Annotated in this window: 21 protein-coding genes; 14 read left to right on the top strand and 7 right to left on the bottom strand. The window is 42.8% G+C overall.

What is annotated here, in order from left to right; all coding sequences use genetic code 11:
* The first annotated feature begins 120 nt into the window (after positions 1 to 120).
* The 8 genes from CCS90_RS14335 to CCS90_RS14295 all read left to right on the top strand — a co-directional run bounded on the left by CCS90_RS14335 (position 121) and on the right by CCS90_RS14295 (position 8,717).
* Positions 121 to 1,359, top strand: coding sequence for a M12 family metallo-peptidase (locus CCS90_RS14335; RefSeq protein ID WP_099020265.1), 1,239 nt, complete (start codon positions 121 to 123; stop codon positions 1,357 to 1,359).
* 239 nt (positions 1,360 to 1,598) lie between these two features.
* Positions 1,599 to 2,561, top strand: coding sequence for an alpha/beta hydrolase (locus CCS90_RS14330; protein ID WP_162846853.1), 963 nt, complete (start codon positions 1,599 to 1,601; stop codon positions 2,559 to 2,561).
* Positions 2,558 to 3,133, top strand: a complete 576-nt coding sequence (locus tag CCS90_RS14325) for a NifU family protein (protein ID WP_099020263.1) — start codon at positions 2,558 to 2,560, stop codon at positions 3,131 to 3,133. The genes CCS90_RS14330 and CCS90_RS14325 overlap by 4 nt, the downstream gene beginning before the upstream one ends.
* 9 nt (positions 3,134 to 3,142) lie before the next feature.
* Positions 3,143 to 3,970, top strand: a complete 828-nt coding sequence (trxA, locus tag CCS90_RS14320; RefSeq protein ID WP_099020262.1) for a thioredoxin — start codon at positions 3,143 to 3,145, stop codon at positions 3,968 to 3,970.
* A gap of 24 nt (positions 3,971 to 3,994) precedes the next feature.
* Positions 3,995 to 4,492 (top strand): protein tyrosine phosphatase family protein, encoded by a 498-nt coding sequence (locus CCS90_RS14315; protein ID WP_099020261.1) that lies wholly within the window; start codon positions 3,995 to 3,997, stop codon positions 4,490 to 4,492.
* Between the two features lie 993 nt (positions 4,493 to 5,485).
* Entirely contained in the window at positions 5,486 to 6,895 is a 1,410-nt protein-coding gene (gltX, locus tag CCS90_RS14305; protein WP_099020259.1) for a glutamate--tRNA ligase, read from the top strand.
* 33 nt (positions 6,896 to 6,928) lie between these two features.
* Complete coding sequence (locus CCS90_RS14300; protein ID WP_099020258.1) at positions 6,929 to 7,444, top strand: DUF1697 domain-containing protein; 516 nt, start codon at positions 6,929 to 6,931, stop codon at positions 7,442 to 7,444.
* Positions 7,445 to 7,586: 142 nt separating this feature from the next.
* Positions 7,587 to 8,717 (top strand): helix-turn-helix domain-containing protein, encoded by a 1,131-nt coding sequence (locus CCS90_RS14295; RefSeq protein ID WP_180236542.1) that lies wholly within the window; start codon positions 7,587 to 7,589, stop codon positions 8,715 to 8,717.
* A gap of 253 nt (positions 8,718 to 8,970) precedes the next feature.
* Here the strand turns inward: CCS90_RS14295 and CCS90_RS14290 are convergent, their stop codons facing one another.
* The gene (locus tag CCS90_RS14290; protein WP_099020256.1) at positions 8,971 to 9,834 is read right to left on the bottom strand and encodes an NIDO-like domain-containing protein; all 864 of its coding nucleotides are present in this window, start codon (positions 9,832 to 9,834) and stop codon (positions 8,971 to 8,973) included.
* Between the two features lie 161 nt (positions 9,835 to 9,995).
* On the opposite strand from CCS90_RS14290, the gene CCS90_RS14285 reads away from it, so the two are divergent.
* Positions 9,996 to 11,471: a CRTAC1 family protein gene (locus CCS90_RS14285; protein ID WP_162846851.1), complete on the top strand. Its 1,476-nt coding sequence runs from the start codon at positions 9,996 to 9,998 to the stop codon at positions 11,469 to 11,471.
* 13 nt (positions 11,472 to 11,484) lie between these two features.
* On the opposite strand, the gene CCS90_RS14280 is transcribed toward CCS90_RS14285, so the two are convergent.
* The 5 genes from CCS90_RS14280 to CCS90_RS14260 all read right to left on the bottom strand — a co-directional run bounded on the left by CCS90_RS14280 (position 11,485) and on the right by CCS90_RS14260 (position 15,893).
* The gene (locus tag CCS90_RS14280; protein WP_180236541.1) at positions 11,485 to 11,922 is read right to left on the bottom strand and encodes a hypothetical protein; all 438 of its coding nucleotides are present in this window, start codon (positions 11,920 to 11,922) and stop codon (positions 11,485 to 11,487) included.
* A gap of 115 nt (positions 11,923 to 12,037) precedes the next feature.
* Entirely contained in the window at positions 12,038 to 13,078 is a 1,041-nt protein-coding gene (locus CCS90_RS14275) for a threonine aldolase family protein (protein ID WP_099020253.1), read from the bottom strand.
* Between the two features lie 24 nt (positions 13,079 to 13,102).
* Positions 13,103 to 14,566 (bottom strand): S8 family serine peptidase, encoded by a 1,464-nt coding sequence (locus CCS90_RS14270; RefSeq protein ID WP_099020252.1) that lies wholly within the window; start codon positions 14,564 to 14,566, stop codon positions 13,103 to 13,105.
* Between the two features lie 81 nt (positions 14,567 to 14,647).
* Positions 14,648 to 15,379 (bottom strand): DNA-3-methyladenine glycosylase I, encoded by a 732-nt coding sequence (locus CCS90_RS14265; RefSeq protein WP_099020251.1) that lies wholly within the window; start codon positions 15,377 to 15,379, stop codon positions 14,648 to 14,650.
* A gap of 52 nt (positions 15,380 to 15,431) precedes the next feature.
* Positions 15,432 to 15,893, bottom strand: a complete 462-nt coding sequence (locus CCS90_RS14260) for a DUF3429 domain-containing protein (protein ID WP_162846850.1) — start codon at positions 15,891 to 15,893, stop codon at positions 15,432 to 15,434.
* Between the two features lie 255 nt (positions 15,894 to 16,148).
* Here CCS90_RS14260 and CCS90_RS14255 point away from each other — a divergent pair, with 255 nt between their 5' ends.
* Complete coding sequence (locus CCS90_RS14255) at positions 16,149 to 17,045, top strand: DnaJ C-terminal domain-containing protein (protein ID WP_099020249.1); 897 nt, start codon at positions 16,149 to 16,151, stop codon at positions 17,043 to 17,045.
* Positions 17,042 to 17,332, top strand: coding sequence for a chaperone modulator CbpM (locus CCS90_RS14250; protein ID WP_099020248.1), 291 nt, complete (start codon positions 17,042 to 17,044; stop codon positions 17,330 to 17,332). Before CCS90_RS14255 ends, CCS90_RS14250 begins: the two co-directional genes overlap by 4 nt.
* Positions 17,333 to 17,392: 60 nt before the next feature.
* Here the strand turns inward: CCS90_RS14250 and CCS90_RS14245 are convergent, their stop codons facing one another.
* Complete coding sequence (locus CCS90_RS14245; protein WP_099020247.1) at positions 17,393 to 17,626, bottom strand: hypothetical protein; 234 nt, start codon at positions 17,624 to 17,626, stop codon at positions 17,393 to 17,395.
* Between the two features lie 322 nt (positions 17,627 to 17,948).
* On the opposite strand from CCS90_RS14245, the gene CCS90_RS14240 reads away from it, so the two are divergent.
* The 3 genes from CCS90_RS14240 to CCS90_RS14230 are packed head-to-tail and all read left to right on the top strand — an operon-like array spanning position 17,949 to position 21,753.
* Positions 17,949 to 19,445, top strand: a complete 1,497-nt coding sequence (locus CCS90_RS14240) for a CoA-acylating methylmalonate-semialdehyde dehydrogenase (RefSeq protein ID WP_099020246.1) — start codon at positions 17,949 to 17,951, stop codon at positions 19,443 to 19,445.
* Positions 19,446 to 19,471: 26 nt separating this feature from the next.
* Positions 19,472 to 20,632, top strand: coding sequence for an acyl-CoA dehydrogenase family protein (locus CCS90_RS14235; protein ID WP_099020245.1), 1,161 nt, complete (start codon positions 19,472 to 19,474; stop codon positions 20,630 to 20,632).
* Positions 20,632 to 21,753 carry an enoyl-CoA hydratase/isomerase family protein gene (locus CCS90_RS14230; RefSeq protein WP_099020244.1) on the top strand — a complete coding sequence of 374 codons (1,122 nt, stop codon included), beginning with the start codon at positions 20,632 to 20,634 and terminating at the stop codon, positions 21,751 to 21,753. Before CCS90_RS14235 ends, CCS90_RS14230 begins: the two co-directional genes overlap by 1 nt.
* The last annotated feature ends 13 nt before the right edge of the window (positions 21,754 to 21,766 follow it).

Here is a 21,766-nt window from a genome sequence, read left to right as displayed (position 1 = left end):
TGCTGACAACATCTCTACAGAACCACAGTTGATTTTCGACTGTAGCGGTTATTGCATCCCAAGACTGGGATCTATAGATTTATTTTGACTTTCTAAATAGATAAAAAGAGGAAGTACGAAATGAAAAAAACACATAAATTAGCGCTTATTGGTTTTATGGCTGGAGGCATGTGCTCAACGGTGCAAGCAGAAAATGAATTGTTTTATCCAGAGACCAGAACAGTCAATGGCATGAAGTCAATTTCCACAGTCATACAAGCATTGGAAAAAAACGACAGTGTTGAATACATTGAGATGATTGGTCTAAATGTTGCCGCCTTGCAGCCCAAAGAAAAATCTTTGAACCTGAATCTGGCTAAAGATTTACAATTGAAAACCACTCAAAGCCAATCCTATGCCATAGACGATGAGTCATATGCCTGGGTTGGTGAAATTGACTTGGGCATACATAAGCGGTCAAAACCAATAGATGATGCCGCTGTTATCAATGCCAATCAAGCGGTATTTATGGTCAGTGGTCACCGGGTTTTTGGTCAAATTATTATTGAAGATCTGGTCTATGAAATTAGAACCATGGAAAATGGTGATGGGTATTTGTTGGTTAAACGCGACTTCAGTGTACTCAGCAGTAAAGACGACACCCCTGAAAATGAATTCCCTTGGCAAAACACAGCAGATCGCGGGGGTGCCAAAGCCGCATCCAATGTGGTTGATGTGATCCAATTGATAACGGATCAAGCCATCAATGATGCCGGAGGGGTCTCATCAGCAGTCGATGCCATGCGCTTTTTTATCACCCAATCCAATCAAGTATATGGTAACAATGGCCTGGATCTTGAAATGCGCAATGCGGGTTTGTATCGAGCCGGGGCTGAATTAAACACCAGCTCAGGAACTATGCTGTCTCGCCTAAGAGGAACCAACGACGGCTATTTGGACAATGTACCAGGTACTTTAAGAAACCAAACCAATGCTGATTTGGTGGTGTTGGTAACGACTTCATTAAGGAATCAAGGTTTGTGTGGACAGGCCGATGGCATTGGTGTCAGTCAGAGTCGAGCCTTTTTTGTGATTGATCATGATTGCACTGATTATACTTTTGTTCATGAAGCCGGCCATTTGTTTGGGGCGCGTCATGACAATGACCCAACGGGTACGCCATACAGTTATGGTCGCGGTTTTGTCAGTTCTGCCGGAAACTTCAGGACCGTTATGGCAGTCAGTTCTAATCCACAACCCCGAATTGCTGGTTTTTCAAACCCCAATCAAACCTATGGTGGCCGCGCGATAGGCACATCAAGCCGTGATAACCGGCGGGTTCATGCCAACCGTGCATCGACGGTTGCTGGTTTCAGGTAATTTGTCGAGCTGAAATAATACGCCGTGATGGTGTATTACCGACCAAACCTTCAAGCATTAACCTGTTTGGAGGTTTTTTTGTATAAACCGCCTTTTTAGGCATTCGGTCCCCCTATTAAGAATTAGCTGAAAACGGCAGTGGCTATCAGTTAAAATAACAGGCTTTAATCCTGCTAATTACTTTCATGTCTATCTACAACCAAAAACCAAGTGTGCCAAAGGGACGAATAGATCTTCAAATGGTTTCATCTGAACTGTTGAAAAACAACCCGTTGGGAGATCCACATGAGCGTCAAGTGCCGGTGTATTTACCCGCTGGCTACGATGCTAAAAACACCTATCCAGTGATGTATTATTTGGCGGCATATACCAACAGTGGGCAGGGTGTGGTTGAATGGCGGGGTTTTGGAGAAAGTATTCCGGAGCGATTGGATCGGTTGATTCATGAACAGCAAATGGGAGCAACTGTCGTGGTTTTTCCTGAATGTTTTACCCGGTTGGGCGGTAACCAATACCTTGATTCACCGGCCATGGGTCCTTATGCCAGTCACATTCATGATGAATTGATTCCTTTGATTGAACAAAGCTATGCAGTGAAAAAAGGTGCCAAACATCGTGCGGTTCTGGGTAAATCATCAGGTGGGTTTGCCGCGATTCGATTTGCCATGGATTTTCCAGGCAGGTGGGGCGCCATTGCCAATCATTCGGGTGATGCCGGTTTTGATTTGCTGTATCAACGCGACTTCCCTGCAGTGGCTGATATCTTGGCCCAATTCAATGGTGACATTGAAAAATTCATTAAACGGTTTTGGAAAGCAAAAAAAGTCATGGGTTCGCATATTTTGGCCATGATGCACCTGTGCATGGCCGCCACTTATGACGAAGCCAATACCACCCAGCTGGTGTTGCCTTTTGACTTAGAGACTTGTGAGTTGAACCATGAGCGCTGGCAGCGGTGGTTGGCTCATGATCCAGTGAATCGGGTCGCAGATCATGTGGGTGCATTGCAACAATTGAATGGATTGTATATGGATTGTGGCTTTCGCGATCAATATTTTATCCATTATGGCATGCGACAACTGGCGAAAAAGCTTGAAAAATCACAAGTTGAACACACTTACACAGAGTTCAATGGAACACATTCAGGCATCGACTACCGTCTGGATGAATCCTTACCCTTTTTATATGAGAAAATTAAATGATTAAAGTCAGTGAATCAGCCATCGAATTTTTAGCTGGTGTGATTAATGAACAAGACATCGACGACCTGCATTTGAAAGTGGACGTGCAAAATCCAGGTACCCCCGCAGCTGATTGTCACTTGGGTTTCTGTGAAGCCGTAGAAATGGATGACAGTTATGATGTGCAAGATTTAGGTCCATTCAACATGTATATGGCCAAAGCAGATAAAGACTATTTTGTCGATGCTGAAATTGATTATGAAATACAAGGAGCCAGTGGTCAATTGAATATCAAGGCGCCGATGCTCAAAGGCCAATCACCCGATGAAGACGCTCCTTTGTTTGATAGACTTTCATATTTTATCGATGCCACCATCAACCCCATGTTGGCATCGCATGGTGGGAATGCTGCATTAACTGCGATTGAAGAAGACAAAGCATATATTCAGTTTGGTGGAGGTTGTCAAGGCTGTGGTATGGCGAAACAAACCCTGTCTCAAGGAATGCAATCTCAAATAACCACTGCGTTCTCAGAGATTAACCAGGTATTGGATGCCACTGACCATGAGTCAGGTGATAACCCTTATTATTAATTAATTGAGATGAGCCCAAAGATGACTGAGAGCAACCCCAAGACTGATACACAAGCACATATTGTTGATGTCACTGCCGAAACCTTTATGGCTGAGGTGATTGAGAAATCTAAAGTGACGCCGGTTTTATTGGATTTTTGGGCTGACTGGTGTGAACCCTGTAAAAACCTCACGCCCATTTTGCATTCAATTGTTGAAAAATACCCAGACTCAGTGGTGTTGGCTAAAGTCAATACCGACCAAGAACAGATGCTGGCGCAACAAATGGGCATTCAAAGTTTGCCCACAGTGGCTTTATTAAAGGATGGTCAAATCATTGACAATTTCATGGGTGTTAAACCAATGGGGGAGATTGTGACTTGGTTAGAGCAGCACATTGATCTGAATGTTGCAGTTGAAGCACCCGTCGTTGACAACAACATACAGGCCTTGATTGACAGTCAACAATACGAGGCTGCCTTATCTGCTTTATTGGCCTTGCCTCCTGAACAAGCGGTGTGGCAAACCATTGAAGTTCATTTGTTAATGAATAATATTGATGCGGCACAAAAAATGTATGAAGCCTTGAGTGATGAACAACTTAAAATGACTGAAGCCGATCAAGCCAAAGCCAAAATTCAATTGGCCAGCGTGGATGCCAAGGATGAACTGGCGGCTTTAAAACTTCAGATCGCCCAAGGCCAGGTTGAACCTGCGGTACAAGGCTTGTTAGCCATGTTACAAAATGACTTGGGAAATGCAAATGTCAAACAGCTCTTGATCGCTTCATTCAGTTTATTGAATGACCCTAAATTGGCGGCACAGTATCGCAGAAGGATGGGTTCTTTACTTAATTAACACCAACAGACAGCGGAGAATAACATGTTGAAATACTCAGTACTTATATTAATGGTGGTGTCTCAAATAGTGATGGCGGAAGAACAAGTGAGTTATTTAAACAAGGCTAAAAAAGTGGGTGAAAACGTTTGGATTGGTCCTCAACCCACAGCACAAGATTTCGATGAGTTGGCTGCAGAAGAAATAGGCGCAGTGGTCAATACCCGTACAGCAGCTGAAATGGAGCAACTGGGTTACAGCGAAGTTGAACAGGCGTCAAAATTCAACATGACTTATGATTTGTTAGAAATAGGTACAGGCCACCCATATTCGCCAGCCAAGCTTGAAACATTCAACGCTTTAATGACAGCCAATAAAGACAAGAAAATGGTTTTGCATTGTCGCTCTGGACATCGAGCCAGCCAGTTGTATGCAGCCTGGTTGATCAAACACCAAAATAAGTCCACCTCCGAAGCTTTAGAAGCCATTGGTTCGAATGAAACTGAATTGAATGACGCGATGAAATCCTTGTTGGGCCAATAACAATTTCAAGTCAGTTATTTATTGGGTTGTCGACTTCAGTCGACGTTAGTTAGCTTTTTGTACAGCTTAAACAGGTTGGCTAAAGCCAACAACCCAAACTCATTCACAAGTCCACCTCTGAAGCTTTAAAAGCCATTGGCCAGGATGAACTGAATTGAATGACGCGATGAAATCCCTATTGGGCCAATAACAAATTCAAGTCAGTTTTATTTTGGGTTGTCGACTTCAGTCGACCTGAGTTAGCTATTTGTACAACCTAAACAGGTTGGCTCAAGCCAACAACCCAAACTCATTCACAATTCCACCTCTGAAGCTTTAGAAGCCATTGGTTCGGATGAAACTGAATTGAATGACGCAATGAAATCCTTGTTGGGCCAATAACAATTTCAAGTCAGTTTTTATATTGGGTTGTCGACTTCAGTCGAGCAGAGTTAGTTTTTTGTCCAACCTAAATAGGTTGGCTCAAGCCAGCAACCCAAACTCATTCACAATTCCACCTCCGAAGCTTTAGAAGCCATTGGTTCGGATGAAACTGAATTGAATGACGCAATGAAATCCTTGTTGGGCCAATAACAATTTCAAGTCAGTTTTTTTATTGGGTTGTCGACTTCAGTGGACCAGAGTTGGTTTTTTGTCCAGCCTAAACAGGTTGGCTCAAGCCAACAACTCAAACTCATTAACAATTCCACCTCTGGAGCTTTAAAAGCCATTGGCCAGGATGAACTGAATTGAATGACGCGATGAAATCCCTGTTGGGCCAATAACAAATTCAAGTCAGTTTTATTTTGGGTTGTCGACTTCAGTCGACCTGAGTTAGCTTTTTGTACAACCTGCACAGGTTGGCTAAAGCCAACAACCCACACTCATGCAAACACCCAAACAAGTCCCTGATATGACGAATGGTCAATTTATTCAAATAATATCAGCATTTGGCGGTTAAATAATTTAGAATCTGATTCAACCTTAACAACCAACAGCAATACAAAATATACCATGAAAATCATCACTCGATTTGCCCCCAGTCCAACCGGTTACCTCCATGTAGGCGGTGCCCGAACGGCCTTATTTTCTTATCTATATGCACGTCATCATGGCGGCCAATTTGAACTCAGGATTGAAGACACTGACACCGAACGGTCGACCCAAGAATCTGTTGACGCTATTTTTGAAGGGATGAATTGGTTGGGTTTGGAGTTTGATTCTGAAGTCAAATACCAAAGTAAAAACTTGGCTCGTTATCATGAAAAAATCGATCAACTATTGAACAATGGGCAAGCCTATTATTGTGATTGTTCCAAAGAGCGCATTGATAAAATTCGTGAACAACAGATGAAAGACGGTGAAAAACCGCGATATGACGGGAAATGTCGTGATTTGGGCTTGGCCAAAACTGCTCAAACCATCATCCGCTTTAAAACCCCGCAAACTGGTGAAGTGAAGTTTGTTGATCATGTGCGTGGTGAAATAACGGTGGCCAATGCCGAACTGGATGATTTGGTGATTGCGCGTGCTGATGGCATGCCTACGTATAACTTCAGTGTAGTCATCGATGATGCCGATATGGGCATCACCCATGTCATACGTGGCGATGACCACATCAACAACACCCCAAGACAAATCAATATTTACCAAGCATTGGGTGAGCCAGTGCCAGAATTTGCCCATGTACCAATGATCTTGGGTGATGACGGTGCGCGATTGTCCAAACGCCATGGTGCGGTCAGTGTGATGCAATATGCCGAGGACGGCTATTTACCTGAAGCGGTATTGAATTACCTGGTCCGTTTGGGTTGGTCAAACGGTGACCAAGAGTTGTTCAGCAAAGCAGAAATGATTGAGTTGTTTGATTTATCGGGTGTTAACAAAGCGCCGAGTGCTTTTAATACCACCAAATTAAATTGGATCAATCAACAATACATGCAAAAAGCCGATCATTTACAGTTGGTGGGTTTACTACAAAAACGGTTAATGACGATGGGATTACATTTACCTGCTGAAATTAATTTATCCGCTGTTGTTGATATGTTCAAAGACCGTGCGCATACCATCAATGAACTGGCTGATTTGAGCTTATTCTTACTGCAACCATTGTCTGGTTATGATGAAAAGGCTGAAAAGAAAGCATTCAAGGAATCTGCCATCGAGCCTTTACAAGCGGTGATCGCCAAATGCCAAGCCATCAATGATTGGGCCGCGGCTGACTTACACCAATTGATTGCTGATGTGGTGGCTGAATTGGAAGTTGGATTTGGTAAAGTGGGCATGCCTGTGCGTTTGGCGCTGTCAGGTCAAGCCCAAGGGCCTTCCAATGATGAAATCATGCAGGTCTTGGGTCAAGATGAAACCATCCATCGCTTACAACAGGCCTTGGAATACTTGCAGCAAAAGTTGGCCTCAGCATGAACTTTGCCATGTATCGAGTTAATTAGCTGAGCCATGAAAACGTACATCTTATTATTTCGAGGAATCAATGTGGGCGGTCATAATATACTGCCCATGAAAGCTTTGACGGCCATATTAGAACAGTGTGGTTACCAACAGATCAAAACCTATATACAAAGCGGCAATGTGGTTTTGCAAAGTCCCAATAGACCCGATCAATTGATGGTTGATAAAATGGCAGACAGCTTTGGTTTTAAACCACAAATTTTGGTGTTAGATCAAGCTGAGTTTAACCGTGCGGTACAAAATAATCCATTCAAAGCCAGTGAGAGTAAAACCATTCATTTCTACTTTTTGGCCGGACCGCCAACAGTTGATGCAACAAAGTTGGAAATTTTGGCCGCACCCAATGAAGCATATCAATTAATCAATCAGGTGTTTTACCTGTATGCCCCTGATGGCATAGGTCGCTCAAAAATGGCTGCCCAAGTGGAAAAATGTATGGGTGTGGCGACCACTGCCAGAAACCTCAATACCGTTAATAAACTACTGACCATGTCCCAATACTGATGAACCCTCAATCTTAACGGATAAGTGACCCTTCAATAAATATGAAGACAAAGTTCAATTGAATGACTCATTTAGATTCAGTGTAAAATCAAACATCGAAACCATAAACACAAATTATATATAACTATTATTTAACTGCATGATGCCTGTCACCTTTTCATTGTTTGAAATTTTAATCATCATTGGCTTGTCCCAAGGTTTGATTACTGCTTCGTTGCTGTTAACCACTCAAGACAAGCAGTTGGGGAAAAAAATATTGGGTGTGACCGTTTTGGTTTTTTGTATAGCCAACTGTCGGGTGTTGTTGCATTCATCGGATTTGTGGGATGTGCCCGCGTTTCGATTTTTTCCAGTTGGCATGGAGTTGTTTCTGCCTCCATTGGTTTATTTGTATTTGTTGTCATTGACTGAGACGGATTTTCATTTAAGGCGAAAATACCTGTTGTATTTTATGCCCGGTCTGTTCTTTGCCATATATGACATTGCACTTTACATCATGGTGGTGGGTCTGGAATCTTTGCAAGCCAAAGACCAAGTTGCCACCAGTTTTTATTTCAACTCAGCCAATCAAATCGAAGACCATTTGATTGTGGTCATGACACTGTTTTTTATTGCAGCTGGCGGCAGGAAAGTGTATATCTATTTAACTTGGTTAAAACAATTTAAGGATTACCATTCCTTTCCGATTTATCGTTGGCTGAGAAGCTTGATCATGTGGTTTGTCTTGTTGGGTTTGGTATTAATGATCAACCAAAGTTTGGATTCATTGGCTGTTGCGATGGAAGTGAATACCTTCCGATGGCGTTTCTTCAATTTACTGCTGGCTTTTGTGACTTACTATTTGGGGTTTATGGGATACAAACAGGCGGGTTTGAAAATTCATGATTCAAAGCTCAATTTAGTTTCCTTGTCAAAAAAACTGAGTAAAGACCGTGTCAGTGTAATTGAGCAAAAATTATTGGATAAGTTGACCAATGAAGCCGTTTATCTTGATCCATCACTGACTTTGAAAACGCTGGCTACAGATATGGAGGTGAGCGCAGAAAATTTGTCCATGGTGGTGAATCAAAAGTTTGAGATGAGTTTTCGCGATTTACTCAACAAGTACCGCGTCAGTCATGTGAAAACTAAAATGCAACAATCATTGGGCAATCAGTCAACAATCTTAAATTTGGCTTTGGACTCGGGTTTTAATTCCCAGGCCAGTTTTTATCGGGCATTCAAAAAATTTGAAGGTACATCGCCCAAGGCCTATATTGACAAAATATCATAAAGCCGAGCGGTCAAGGCGCTTGGATCCACATTAAATTGATTTATGTTATGGGAGATTTAGTTTGCTGGTAAATAATCCAGTAATGATCTCTTTTATCGGTCAATTTTAAGAAAAAACTTTGGAATTAACCCAGGCCTTAGGTCACAGATTGTTGGTTTATATACTTATTCCTTTAATCCAATAATTTGCTGTCTTCAGACAAAAAGAATCCCCTCAACAGAGGGGATTCTTTCATTCATATTGAATGCTTTACTTACAAAGCCGCTTTTCTTCTGAACAGTGACAAACCGATTAAGCCAAACAAACCAGCCAGAATCATCAAGGCTATGTTGTTGTTAACTGGTACTGAGCGTGGTGGGAAAAGTGACTGCTCTGGTGCAGGGTGGGTGAAACACTGTGCAGTTGCAGCGGGTACACTGGATGCTGTGTTACATGCGTAAGTGAGGCCATCTGTGGCACCATCATTTTGTATACCTGTGGTTGAACCTGATCCTTCTTCTGGATTACCAGCGCCTTGGATGAATGCAATTTCCCAGCTTTGATCATACAGAATGGCTTCGAAAGTGAAAACAGTGGCATCACCAAAGTGAGTGGTATTGGCCCATTGAACCACATGACAACCCACATCTTGTCCTGGGAAGTTGTCTGAAGGTCTGGGGCAAACTGGAAAAAATTGGTAGAATACATCAGATATTAAGTCATCATGCAGAGGATATATGCGTGCACCACCGCCGGTACTGGGGGCTGCAGGCAATGGACAGTCATTTGACAGGTCAGGACCTGTATCTGTGACATCAGTGGCAATATATCCATTGGTAGCTAAAGCCACATCGGTATAGATTGTGCCGTATAAGTTAAATGGTGCGCCAAGCGTGACGGGTGCGCCTGAATCATCACCAGAAACCACATTGGTTCCGGTTGCTGTGATGTCGACAAATTGGGTTGAACAGGTACCCGTATTGGAATCGGTGCCGGTGTAACCAAACGCGTCTGGTCCAACGCCACCACCACCCAAAAATACACCAGGTGGTATTGGTGCGTTCAAGTCTTCTTTAGGTTCAGCCGCAAGGGCTGATGTAGAGATTAATGCAGTAAAAAGTAAAGATTTAAATTTCATAGGTGCTCCCCTCTTGTAACAAGGCTGTTGTTATAAAAAAGATAATCCTATCACAAAAAAGAGAAATGTTGGGGTAAATGTGTTAAAAATACATTCATTTTATTGGCTTTTTTAATATGTTTTTTCTTTGTTTTATTCTTTTGAGCTTGATTTCGTTAAATGTGACGGCTCAAAATTATTTTTCAGACGTCAGTAATCAAGCAGGGGTTGCTATAAATCATCAGTTGAAAAGCGGTGAACTGGGAATGGGGCAGGGATGGGTTGATGTTAACAATGATGGATACGAGGATTTAATGTTAACCAACCAAAGTGGTGAAAATTATTTATTCATCAACCAACAAGATGGCAGTTTTGTTGAGATGGCACAATATAATGACATTAAGTTGCCCTTATCACAAGATTTCGGTGTTTCAGTGACAGATTTTAATAATGACGGCTTTCAAGATTTATTCATTGCTAGTTGGGGGGTAAATAAATTACTCAAAAACATCAATGGTTCATCGTTTCTTGATGTCAGTGATGAGATGGGTTTTGTTGATAACAGCTACAGCATTGCATCAACATGGGCTGACATCAATCAAGATGGTTGGCTAGATTTGTATGTGGTTAATTACAGTGTTGAGAATGATTCAGATGAAGCTGACAGGATGTATTTAAATAATCAAGGCGCCAATTTTATTGATGTTTCTTCTGATTTAACCCCTTTTACAAATTTAACCAAACATGGTTTGGCTGTTCAGTTTATTGATTTTGATATGGATAATGACATGGACTTGTACGTGGTGAATGACAAATTAGAGCAAAACACCTTGTGGCGCAATGATGGCCCTGGTTCTAGCGCTTGTGGTGTTTATGTTTGTTTCACTGATGTATCCGCTTTAACTCAAACAAATCGGGCAGTATTTGGTATGGGGATCGCTATAGCAGATTATGATTTGGATGGTGATTTTGATTTTTATTTTTCCAGCATCGCTGAACAGGTGTTGCTACAATCTCAAATCAGTCAAGGCTCAGCGGTGTTTGTGGAACAATCCAATCCAGCTGGTTTAAATTTTAATGCCACAGGATGGGCCACTATTTTCGCTGATTTTAACAATGACCAGTTTCCGGATGCCTACTTGGCAACAGCCAATAATACCCCAAGCAAAAGAGACCGCTTGTACCTGAACAACCAATCCCAGCAATTCACTGATGTGACTGCACTCAGTGGTATCGAGGATTTATACATGACAGTTGGTGCGGCCAAAGGAGATTTTGACAACGATGGCAAAGTGGATTTGGTGGTGGGGAACTGGGGTGAAAACTACATGCTGTACAAAAACACTTCATTGGATGCCAATAATTGGATCAAAATAAAATTGATTGGAGGCAGTGGAATCAATCAGTTGGCCATTGGATCGAAAGTTGCGGTGAATACCAGCAATGGTCAGGAACTGGTCGATCAATTGGTTTCAGGTGGCAGCCATGGCGCTGGTAATTCTTTGGTGCTTCATTTTGGCTTGGCTGATGAAACGATTGAATCTGTTAAGATCACCTGGCCAAATGGAATCATCAGCCTGTTATCCGGCTTATCGGCGAATCAAATGCACACATTGACCTACCCAGGTGATGGGATTTTCATGCAAGGATTCGAATGAACTTTATTGAGACTTAATGGTTAATCAATATCAGCGCAATTAAGAGGCCAATCACGCTGAAATTGACATGGGTTTCTGGGCGAACAGAGGTTTGGTTTTGTTCTGCATGCTGGGTAAAAAAACGATGGCTAATGGCGTACACCATCCAACAAAATGAAAGGAAAGTCATCCCTGCTAAATCAGCAAATGAAGCCAAACTGAGCCAAGCACACATCGCCAAGGATAGATGTAAGGCGAGTCTGTATTTTTGTTGAGCATAAGATGTGGTTTGACCGATTCTTATACCAACAAACAAGACCAATAACAAAGCACCATAGGAATGGGCGTATATGTAGGAATTGAGGCGTGCATATGACAAGCTCAGGCCCGTGTATTGTGACCAGTTAAGCCATTGATAACAGGCCAGCCATAATGAAAATAACAAAGGCAGCAAGCAGGTGTATAGAGCCATGGATTTTAATGGGATTGGTTTCATTTAATCACTGTCAGTGCTGTGTATTTCGCGTGGTTTTGAACAACATATTATATGATGGTTGATTGTAGCGCTTGAGAAATAATGGCTCTTGTCAACTAAACAACTGGTTAAAAAAGGCAAGGATTTCTTCGTTAGAGATTTTTTCATGTTCAGCCCCCACTTGAATTTCTGTGTATAACAGGTCCTGATTGTCCATATTTTCAAAAGGTTTGCACAAAACCAAATTGTATTGTTGCTGAAGTTGATTCAGTTGTTGATTCAATTGTGTTTTGTTGCCTTTGACATGAAGTTGAAACCCATTGGTGTCAGCTTGGTTTACTTTGATGGCTTCAATGCTGTTTAACAGCGTGTTGATTTCCTGCGCTCGATCAACCCATGAAGGGATTTTGGGTAAGTTTTTGTCGATGCCTTCAAGTCCAGTGATCAAGGCTGGAAATGTGCTGTACATATTGGAACCCAAGCGATCGCGCCATACACTGCATTGTGCTATAAATGTTTCACTGCCCACCAGCAGTGCGCCTGAAATACCACCAATGCCTTTATAGAGTGAAACATAGGCCGAGTCGAAAAGTGCGGCTATTTCTGCCAATGACCTTTGGTAAAAGTGGGTCGATTCCCACAACCTTGCACCATCCATATGAAAATGCACTTGATGCTCATCACACCATTGGCGCATTTTTAATAACTCTTCCCATGCAGTTAATTTAAATCCAACTCGCCGCAAGGGCAACTCAACGGTTAACACAGCGGCCTTGTGTTTGATTGATTTTAGGTCTCTGGCAGTGAAGGGAGCGGCTTCAGTACCCAATATAACACCCTCAAGTCCCATCAAGGCTTGATAAGCATCCTGCTCATCGAAAGCAATGTGCGATTTTGCATGCAGGATGACTCGGTTGTTTTTACTGGCTTGGCATATGGTTTTGAGCGCTGCCAATTGACAGGTGGTGCCCTTATTGAATAACATGGCTTTGGGTTTGTCCAGTAAGTGGGCCACACGGTTTTCTAAGGCTGCCACCAAAGGCCCTTGATTGTAGTTGTCATTAGCCAGTTCTTTGTATGCAGACTGGTTCATGATATTCAGCCAGTATTGATGGCTGTGGTGACGCATGCCCAGGTACCGCATCGATTTCATATTTCCCTCATCATCAAGGTTGGATTACTGCTGAAAGTCATCGAAATAGATTAGGTCGGAGGCGAAGTCAACCGCTTGTAAAGCATCAATTCTGCCCCAGCCAAAAGTATTGTTTGGTATGGTTGACCCTGGGACACCGTTACATGTTTGTGTTGATGTTTTCGGAACAGAGGTCCTTTCAAGCACTTTTTTGACCAATTCAGGCTTGCCTGCCAGTGATGGGTTGGCAGACATGACCAAGGCGGCGACTGCAGCCACATTGGGTGATGCCATGCTGGTGCCACTGAATGTGGTGTAGCCTGAGTTGTTATTGGCAGAACGCACCGAACTGCCCGGTGCTGATAAATTGGGTTTGATCAATTCTACGCCATCGACCACCACGCCACCTCGGCTGCTGAAACCTGAAATCAAGTCACTTGATGTGGTTGATCCAACGGTCAAGCTTTTGTCATAAATGGCTGCTGGGGTGGTGATGGTGTTACACGCTGAGCCGCTGTTTCCAGCAGATGAAACCACCAATATACCGGCCGCTACCACATTGTTAACGGTGTCTCTCAGTACCAAAGGATCGGTACAACCCTCAAAACCAGGACAGCCCCATGAATTATTGATGATGTGTGGCGCGTAATTGCTGTCTGGATTTTGACCATTGAGGTCTGTGGGTTCTAAAAACCATTGGAAACATTCGGCATAGCTTGTTGGGGTGCCATTGCCGACATCCATGTTGCGACAGCCAATCCATTGAGCCCCTGGTGCCACACCAATTTGATTGGTTGCGCCGTCATCGCCTATCATGGTGCCCATGGTATGTGAACCATGGCCATGGTCATCGCACGGTGCGTTGCCACAGCTCACTTGAGGAGAGTCAATGCTGTCATGCCAGTTGTAATTATGATCGGCTGATTGGCCATCCCATCCTCGGTAGCGATCAAGCAAAGCCGGGTGGTTCCACTGATATCCGGTGTCTTGCCCCGCAATGATGATGTTTTCACCGGTAACACCATAGTTACTCCAAACTTGTGGTGCATTAACCATACTCACATTCCATTCGATGGCAGTTGGTGTTTGGATGGTTTGTTTGTTTGGAGCCGGTAAATTCAATTGAATGGGGGCATTGCTGAAGGCCTTTTTGATTTCTTTTCTGGCCAGCAAAGCAGTGATTTCCCCTGATTTGGCAGTGATCAATAAGTCGTTACTGATCCAGTATGATCGATAGGGTATGTTGTTGGCAGTCAAATACTCGATGATGGGTTTTTGCGTTTCTTTGGCTGTTTGTTTCAACTGAGCCACTTTGTTTTGAATCTTTTCAATCCTGTTATTAGAATTTATGTTGGATGTGGTGGCTGGGCTTTGTAAACGCAATATGATTTCAACGTCTTGGTTGCTGTTCAGTTGCTTAAGCACTTCAGCAGAAACTTTGTGCTGCCAGTCTTCTGCTTGGGCGTTAATAAATGGAGCCATACTGATTAATAACAGGGTTTTTTTCATAGGTGACCAAATTAATATTGCATTGTAGGATTGATGTTAACTGACTTTATGATGCACTGTAAATACAATAAAGTGAACAACTCAAGCTGTACCCGCAGAAAATTTATTCATTTGTTGTTTGATGCCATCGACCGGATAATTTTCACCGATGGAGTAGGCAGCAATTTTACTGAGGTGGGTATAGGGCAACCCAGTTTCTTCGTGCCAATGATTGAATGCCAACTGAACTTGGGTCAAGTCACGTTTTGATGTGGGGTGGTCATTGGTTTCATAGCCGGCTTGTTTCACCGCCTGGATGGTGTCATGAGTAGTGGTGAAGCAGTCTTTTCCCACATAACGCAAAAACCAAAAACCGGTGTTACCACCAAGGCGTGAGCCATTTTTCTTTAAATAAGTCATCAAACCAATTTGATCGGATGATGGCCAATCAGCAATGAATGGTGCAAAACCACCGTTTTCTTCTGCGGTGTAATTGACGAAGTTGGCATTGACCATCATGGCTTTGATTTTGGTCCAATTGCGCACCACTCGAGTGTCTTTGACATAGGCCTCCCAATCTTCGGGAGATTTGTATGCCAATCGTTTGACGTCAAACCCATGAAAAGCGTCTTCAAATTGTGGCCACTTGTTCTCAATCACCGTCCAATTGAAACCTGCTTGGTTGATGGCTTTGCACATCATGGCCAAAAACCGGTCATCGCCTTTTTGTGCCAGTTGTTGGGTGGTTAATACTTGAGGCAGTAAAGATTTTAAGTTTTTTTCACCGCCCTTGCGGGAAACAGCCATGGCATAAATGGATTCAAATGATTGCATGTGATGGGTCTAAAAGTATTTCAATAAACAGGCATTTTAACTCAATTGATCATCATTTATTTATCATTAACAACAAGGACAATGTCAAAATTATCATCAAGCTGATGCGAATTCTCAACAACCAAAACCAAGCGGGTATCAGTCCTTTGCGAAAAGCATGGCGATCTACCAACAAGGCCAAAACCAAAGTAATCAAAATAGTTAACACACCGATAAAACTGGCAAAAGCAAATAAACTTGACCATGCCATCAGGGCCAATACTGTGCTGATGATGAAATGATTATTTTCATTGGTTTGATTAAGACAGCTACCCCACTGGATACCAGCCAGAAATGCCACGATCACAGCGCCGTAGGTATGAGCCAAAAAATAAGACTTGAAGCGAGTGAATCGGACTTCATGCCCCAATAGGCTGTCAAGATTGAAGTAGCCATAACTGGCAATCAGCAATGCCAGAATAAAAGGTATGGCACCCAGGTAAGTTAATGTTTTAGGTTTTAACGCAGTTTTCATCTGACTACTGTAATCTGGTGTTTGTCGAAAAAATGTGGATGACGCTTTTTTCATGTATTCAGCAGCATATCCATAGCATGTTTGTGATATCAATTAAACACTGAATGATGATTCGGCAAGTGGTTGTAGATGAGGCGCTTGGCCAGTAATTTTTATGGTGGATTTGATTGTATTAATCGTTGATAAACCATTGTAAATAGTCTGAAAACCCCCATTTTAAGTAACAATACTGTCTTTTTTATTGATATAACACCAATGGCATACAAAGATTATTACCAAATTTTGGGGGTTGATAAGACTGCCAGTCAACAGGAAATTAAAAAAGCCTACAAAAGACTGGCCAGAAAACACCATCCCGACGTGAACCCCAATGACAAAACCGCAGAGGGGAAATTCAAAGCAATCAATGAAGCTTATCAAGTGATAGGCAAGGTTGAAAATCGCAAGAAATACGATCAACTGGGTGAGCATTGGCAGCATGCAGGTGCACAAAATCAAAGCGGCACACAAAGAGGTCAAAGCCAGCATCAATACAGTGGTGGCGCCAGTGAGGCTGATTTTGCAGAATTTTTTGAATCCGTTTTTGGCCAGCAAACAGGTACCTCAGGTGGTAGATATGGCTTTGGCGGTTCGGCCACTCGTTTCAAAGGAGAAGACATACAAGCTGAGTTGAATTTGCTTTTGACTGACGTGGTAATGACACACAAAAGAACCCTGTCAGTGAACGGCAAAAACATCCGAATATCCATTCCAGCCGGGGTTGAAAATGGACAACGCATTAAACTCAAAGGTTTTGGCGGCAAAGGTGTCAATGGAGGTCCTGATGGTGATTTGTATGTGCGCTTCAAAATAAACAACAACACCGCTTTTCGCAGAGAAAAGAACCACCTATACAAAACATTTGAATTGGATTTGTACACTGCTGTTTTGGGCGGTGAGGTGTTGGTCGATACGCTGGATGGTCAGGTTAAATTAAAAGTCCCAGCTGGCACGCAAAACAACAGTCAGGTTAAATTAAAAGGCAAAGGATTTCCGCTTTACAAAAAAGACCAAGAAAAAGGTGATTTGTATATCAATTACGTGGTCAAGATCCCTAAGGATTTGTCTGCCCAAGAAATTGATTTGTTCAAACAACTTAAGGCATTGTCATGAGAGATTCGAGCTACATAAAAATAGATATTCTTTGTCGACATTATCAAATTGAACCGACCTTATTTCAACATTTAGATGAAATGGGATTGATACAAACTTTTGAACATGAAAGCAAATGGTGTGTTGATGAAGGACAAGTCAGTCGCATAGATAAAATTTTGCGCCTGTACTGTGACTTAAATATCAATCCTGAAGGCATTGACGTTATCCTTAATTTGTTGAAACGGATTGATGAATTGGAATGTCGGTTGACTGAAATCAGCAACCGGCTGGCGCTTCACGAATAAAAGGCCAGCTGGTGGATAGTTATGCTGCCTCACTGAGGCGGCATAACATTGGCTTGTGAATTAATTGATTAATTTACATTGAAAAGTTCTTTTGGTTTTCCCTGTTTTTTTATCGTCCTCAGTAGATTTGATCACAATTTCAGTGCTGTACACGGGTTCTTGCCCAACCGGGCATTGAGGTTGAAGGTCTGAATTGGCTGCCTGTGCTGGGTTCAGTGGGTCAATAGGGTCGGTGGCACAACTGCTTAACAGCAGGCCAGCGAGGATGACAAACGGTGTGTGTTTTGCCTTCATGATTCAGCTCTTTTTAAAATGAAATTCCATTCTAACAAATAGAAAATTTAGATTGTGTGAAATGTCGCATAAAAAGCCCACTTCACAGCAATCTTATCGACGACTTGATATGTTTTTTATTGGCATTGGTGATACAATATCCGCGCTCATATGGGGTCACACAAAGGTGTTAGATTCCACAGGGGGACATCCTGATTGAGTGCAAAATAATCAAAACTTAAATTTTTTCCTTTAATTCTGCCAAACAAGTTGCGTCAAAATTAAAGCCAGGTTTTATCACAAGTAGTGGGCGCAGCCCATCTAAAATTAAAAAGGTATATCTATGACACGTAAAGTCTCTATGTTTATTGATGGTCAATCAGTGATCAGCGAATCAGCTGATTGGATGGATGTGACTGATCCTGCAACCCAAGAAGCGATTTGCCAAGTTCCTATGGCCACTGAAGCTGAAATGGAAAAAGCCATTGCTTCAGCGAAAAAAGCGTTTGAAACTTGGAAGGATGTACCTGTGACAAAAAGAGCACGCATGATGCTTAACTACCAACATTTGTTGAAAGAACACCATGACGAGTTGGCAGAAATTTTGGCAGAAGAAACGGGTAAAAACTTTGAAGATGCCAAAGGCGATGTATGGCGTGGTATCGAAGTGGCAGAGCATGCCGCTAACATCCCATCAATGATGATGGGCGAGACAGTTGAAAATGTGGCTTCTCAAGTGGACACCTACTCTTTGATTCAACCTTTGGGTGTTTGTGCTGGTATCACACCTTTTAATTTCCCTGCGATGATTCCATTGTGGATGTTTCCTATGGCAGTGGTCTGCGGCAACACCTTCGTTTTGAAACCTTCAGAACAAGATCCAAATACGCCCATGCGATTGGCTGAGTTATTTTATGAAGCAGGATTTCCAAGAGATGTTTTGCAAGTGGTACACGGTGGTAAAGACCAAGTGAATCAAATTTTACATCATGAAGACATCCAAGCCATTTCTTTTGTGGGTTCTGTGCCAGTAGGTGAACACATTTACAAAACAGGGACCGATAACCTGAAACGTGTTCAAGCTTTTGCTGGTGCCAAAAATCACATGGTTGTGATGCCTGACGCCAACAAAAACCAAGTCATTAACAACATCGCAGGTTCATCTTGTGGTGCTGCTGGTCAACGTTGTATGGCGATTTCAGTGGCCGTTTTGGTCGGTGAAGCCAAAGATTGGTTGGAAGAAATCAAAGGTAAAATGTCTGAAATGCAACCTGGATATTGGAAAGATCCTAAGTCATTTTATGGACCACTGATTTCTCCACAAGCCAAAGCCAAAGTAGAAAGTTTGATCCAATCGGGTGTTGATGAAGGTGCTGATTTGATGTTGGACGGACGAAATCTTAAGGTCGAAGGCTACCCGGATGGTAACTGGTTAGGTCCCAGCCTGTTCAGCAATGTAACCACTGAAATGCGTATTTACAACGAAGAAATATTTGGGCCGGTGTTGTGTGTGATGACCGCTGACACCTTGGAAGAAGCCATTGAGTTGATCAATAACAACCCCTATGGAAATGGCACCTCATTGTTCACCTCTTCAGGCGCGGCTGCACGTAAATTCCAACATGAAATCAAAGTAGGGCAAGTCGGGATTAATATTCCAATTCCAGTGCCACTGCCTTTCTTTTCATTCACAGGATGGAGAAAATCTTTTTATGGTGATCAACATGCTTATGGCAAGCAAGCCGTGCGCTTTTATACCGAAACCAAGACCATCACAGCGCGTTGGTTTGAATCTGACATTCCAGATGATGCTGCGCCTAACGCCACCATTAATTTATAAACCCATTTTATTTATTAGGATCAGTTATGAATTTTGACTTAAACGAAGACCAACAAGCCTTTGTCGATGCAGCCAAAGAATTCGCCATCAGTGAGATGGCACCATTGGCAGCCAAATGGGATGAGGAAAGTATTTTTCCTGTGGATGTAATCAGAAACACGGGTGAGTTGGGATTTTTAGGCATTTATTCACCAGAAAAATATGGTGGTTTGGGCTTAAGTCGATTGGATGCTTCCTTGATATTCGAAGAAATGTCCAAGCATTGCACCTCAACCACAGCCTACTTAACCATTCATAATATGTGTGCTTGGATGCTGACCACATTTGGCAGCGAATCACTGGCTGAAACGTGGGGCACTCAATTGACCTCAGGTGAGTTGTTGGCTTCTTATTGTTTAACTGAACCTGGTCATGGATCAGATGCAGGCAATTTGAAAACCACAGCAGTCAAAACAGACGATACTTATGTACTCAATGGCAGCAAAACTTTTATTTCCGGAGCCGGTTCAACTGAAATTTTGATTGTGATGGCGCGAACCGGAGAAGCGGGCCCCAGGGGTGTTTCATGCTTTATGGTTCCTGCTGACTTGGCTGGTATTTCATACGGTAAGAAAGAAGATAAAATGGGTTGGAATTCACAACCAACCCGGTTGATCACTTTTGAGGACGTGACCATACCTGCAGAATATTTAATCGGTCAAGAGGGTGAAGGGTTTAAATTTGCCATGAAAGGATTGGATGGTGGTCGTATTAACATTGCTTCTTGTTCTTTGGGTACTGCCCAGGCGGCCTTGAACCAAGCACAGTCTTATATGCTTGAACGCAAACAATTTGGTCAATCATTGGCATCATTTCAAGCCTTACAGTTTAAATTAGCGGACATGCTGACTGAACTGATTGCAGCGCGACAAATGGTGCGATTGGCTGCTGTAAAATTAGACAATAAACACCCACAAGCTTCGGCCTATTGTGCCATGGCCAAACGATTTGCCACCGATGTGTGTTTTCAAATTTGTGATGAGGCCCTGCAGCTACACGGTGGTTATGGCTACATCAAAGAATATCCCTTGGAACGCCATGTGCGTGACACTCGAGTTCATCGAATTTTAGAGGGCACCAATGAAATCATGCGCTTAATTATTTCGCGAAAAATTCTTCAAGAAGGCGCCACTGAGGTGATTATTTAATGGTTAATTCTTTGAATTCTGAGATTGGTAAAGCCAAGCCACATGAGCTCAGTGAGCACATCAAAACCAAATTGGTTGAAGCAGATTTCGGTTTGTTGGGAAAAATAGTTTTGGATAAACCCAAAGCGTTGAACGCCCTTTCAACTGAGATGATTGAAGCCATGCAAGCCACATTAGACGCATGGGCTGTGGATGATCAAGTTAAGGTGGTGTGGATTGAAGGTGCTGGCGAAAAGGCATTTTGTGCCGGTGGTGATGTGGTGATGTTATATCACTCGATGCAAGAAACCAAAGCCGGTGATGTCCCAAGCAAAGCGCATGAATTTTTCACCAAGGAATACCAGTTAGATCAAACCATACACTATTATGCCAAACCAGTGATTGTCTATGCCGATGGCATCGTCATGGGTGGTGGCTTGGGTGTGACTGTTGGTGGTTCACACCGCATCGTTACAGAACGATCCATGATTTCCATGCCAGAAGTGACCATAGGTTTGTATCCTGATGTGGGTGCTTCATGGTTTTTTAACCGCATGCCTGGTAAATGTGCAGAATTTCTTGGTATGACGGGCGCCAGAATGAATGCCGCTGATGCCTTATTTGCCAAACTGGCAGACTTTGCAGTCGCTACTGAGGATTTGGGGGTCATGCAATTGGCCATTTTGGAATCAGATGGCAGCCATGAGGGCATCACCACTGCGATACAATCTGCACAAATGGAACAACGCGTGCACGAATCTCAGTTATGGGTTAATTATGAATTGATCAATGAATTGATGGCGCCGGTAGACCTTTCTGAGGTGGTACAACAATTCAAAGAGTTGGCAACCGATGACAAATGGATGGCGTTTGCCGCCAAAGCACTGATTAATGGTTGTCCAATGACTTTGCATTTAGTCAGAGAACAAATCAAACGTGCCAAACACATGAGTTTATCAGCGGTGTTTGATATGGAACTCATCATGTCGACCCAGTGTGCCATGCACGCAGATTTGGCTGAGGGAATACGGGCTTTGTTGATTGATAAAGACGGCCAGCCGCAATGGAGTGCTGCCAGCGTAGATGAAATTTCAACGGCAGAGGTTGAGGCATTTTTTACTCAACCCCAATTAAACAATTAGATTTTAGTAGGTA

Source organism: Marinicella litoralis, assembly GCF_002591915.1.
GTDB classification, from domain to species: domain Bacteria; phylum Pseudomonadota; class Gammaproteobacteria; order Xanthomonadales; family Marinicellaceae; genus Marinicella; species Marinicella litoralis.
This window is presented reverse-complemented; position numbering and strand designations above follow the sequence as displayed.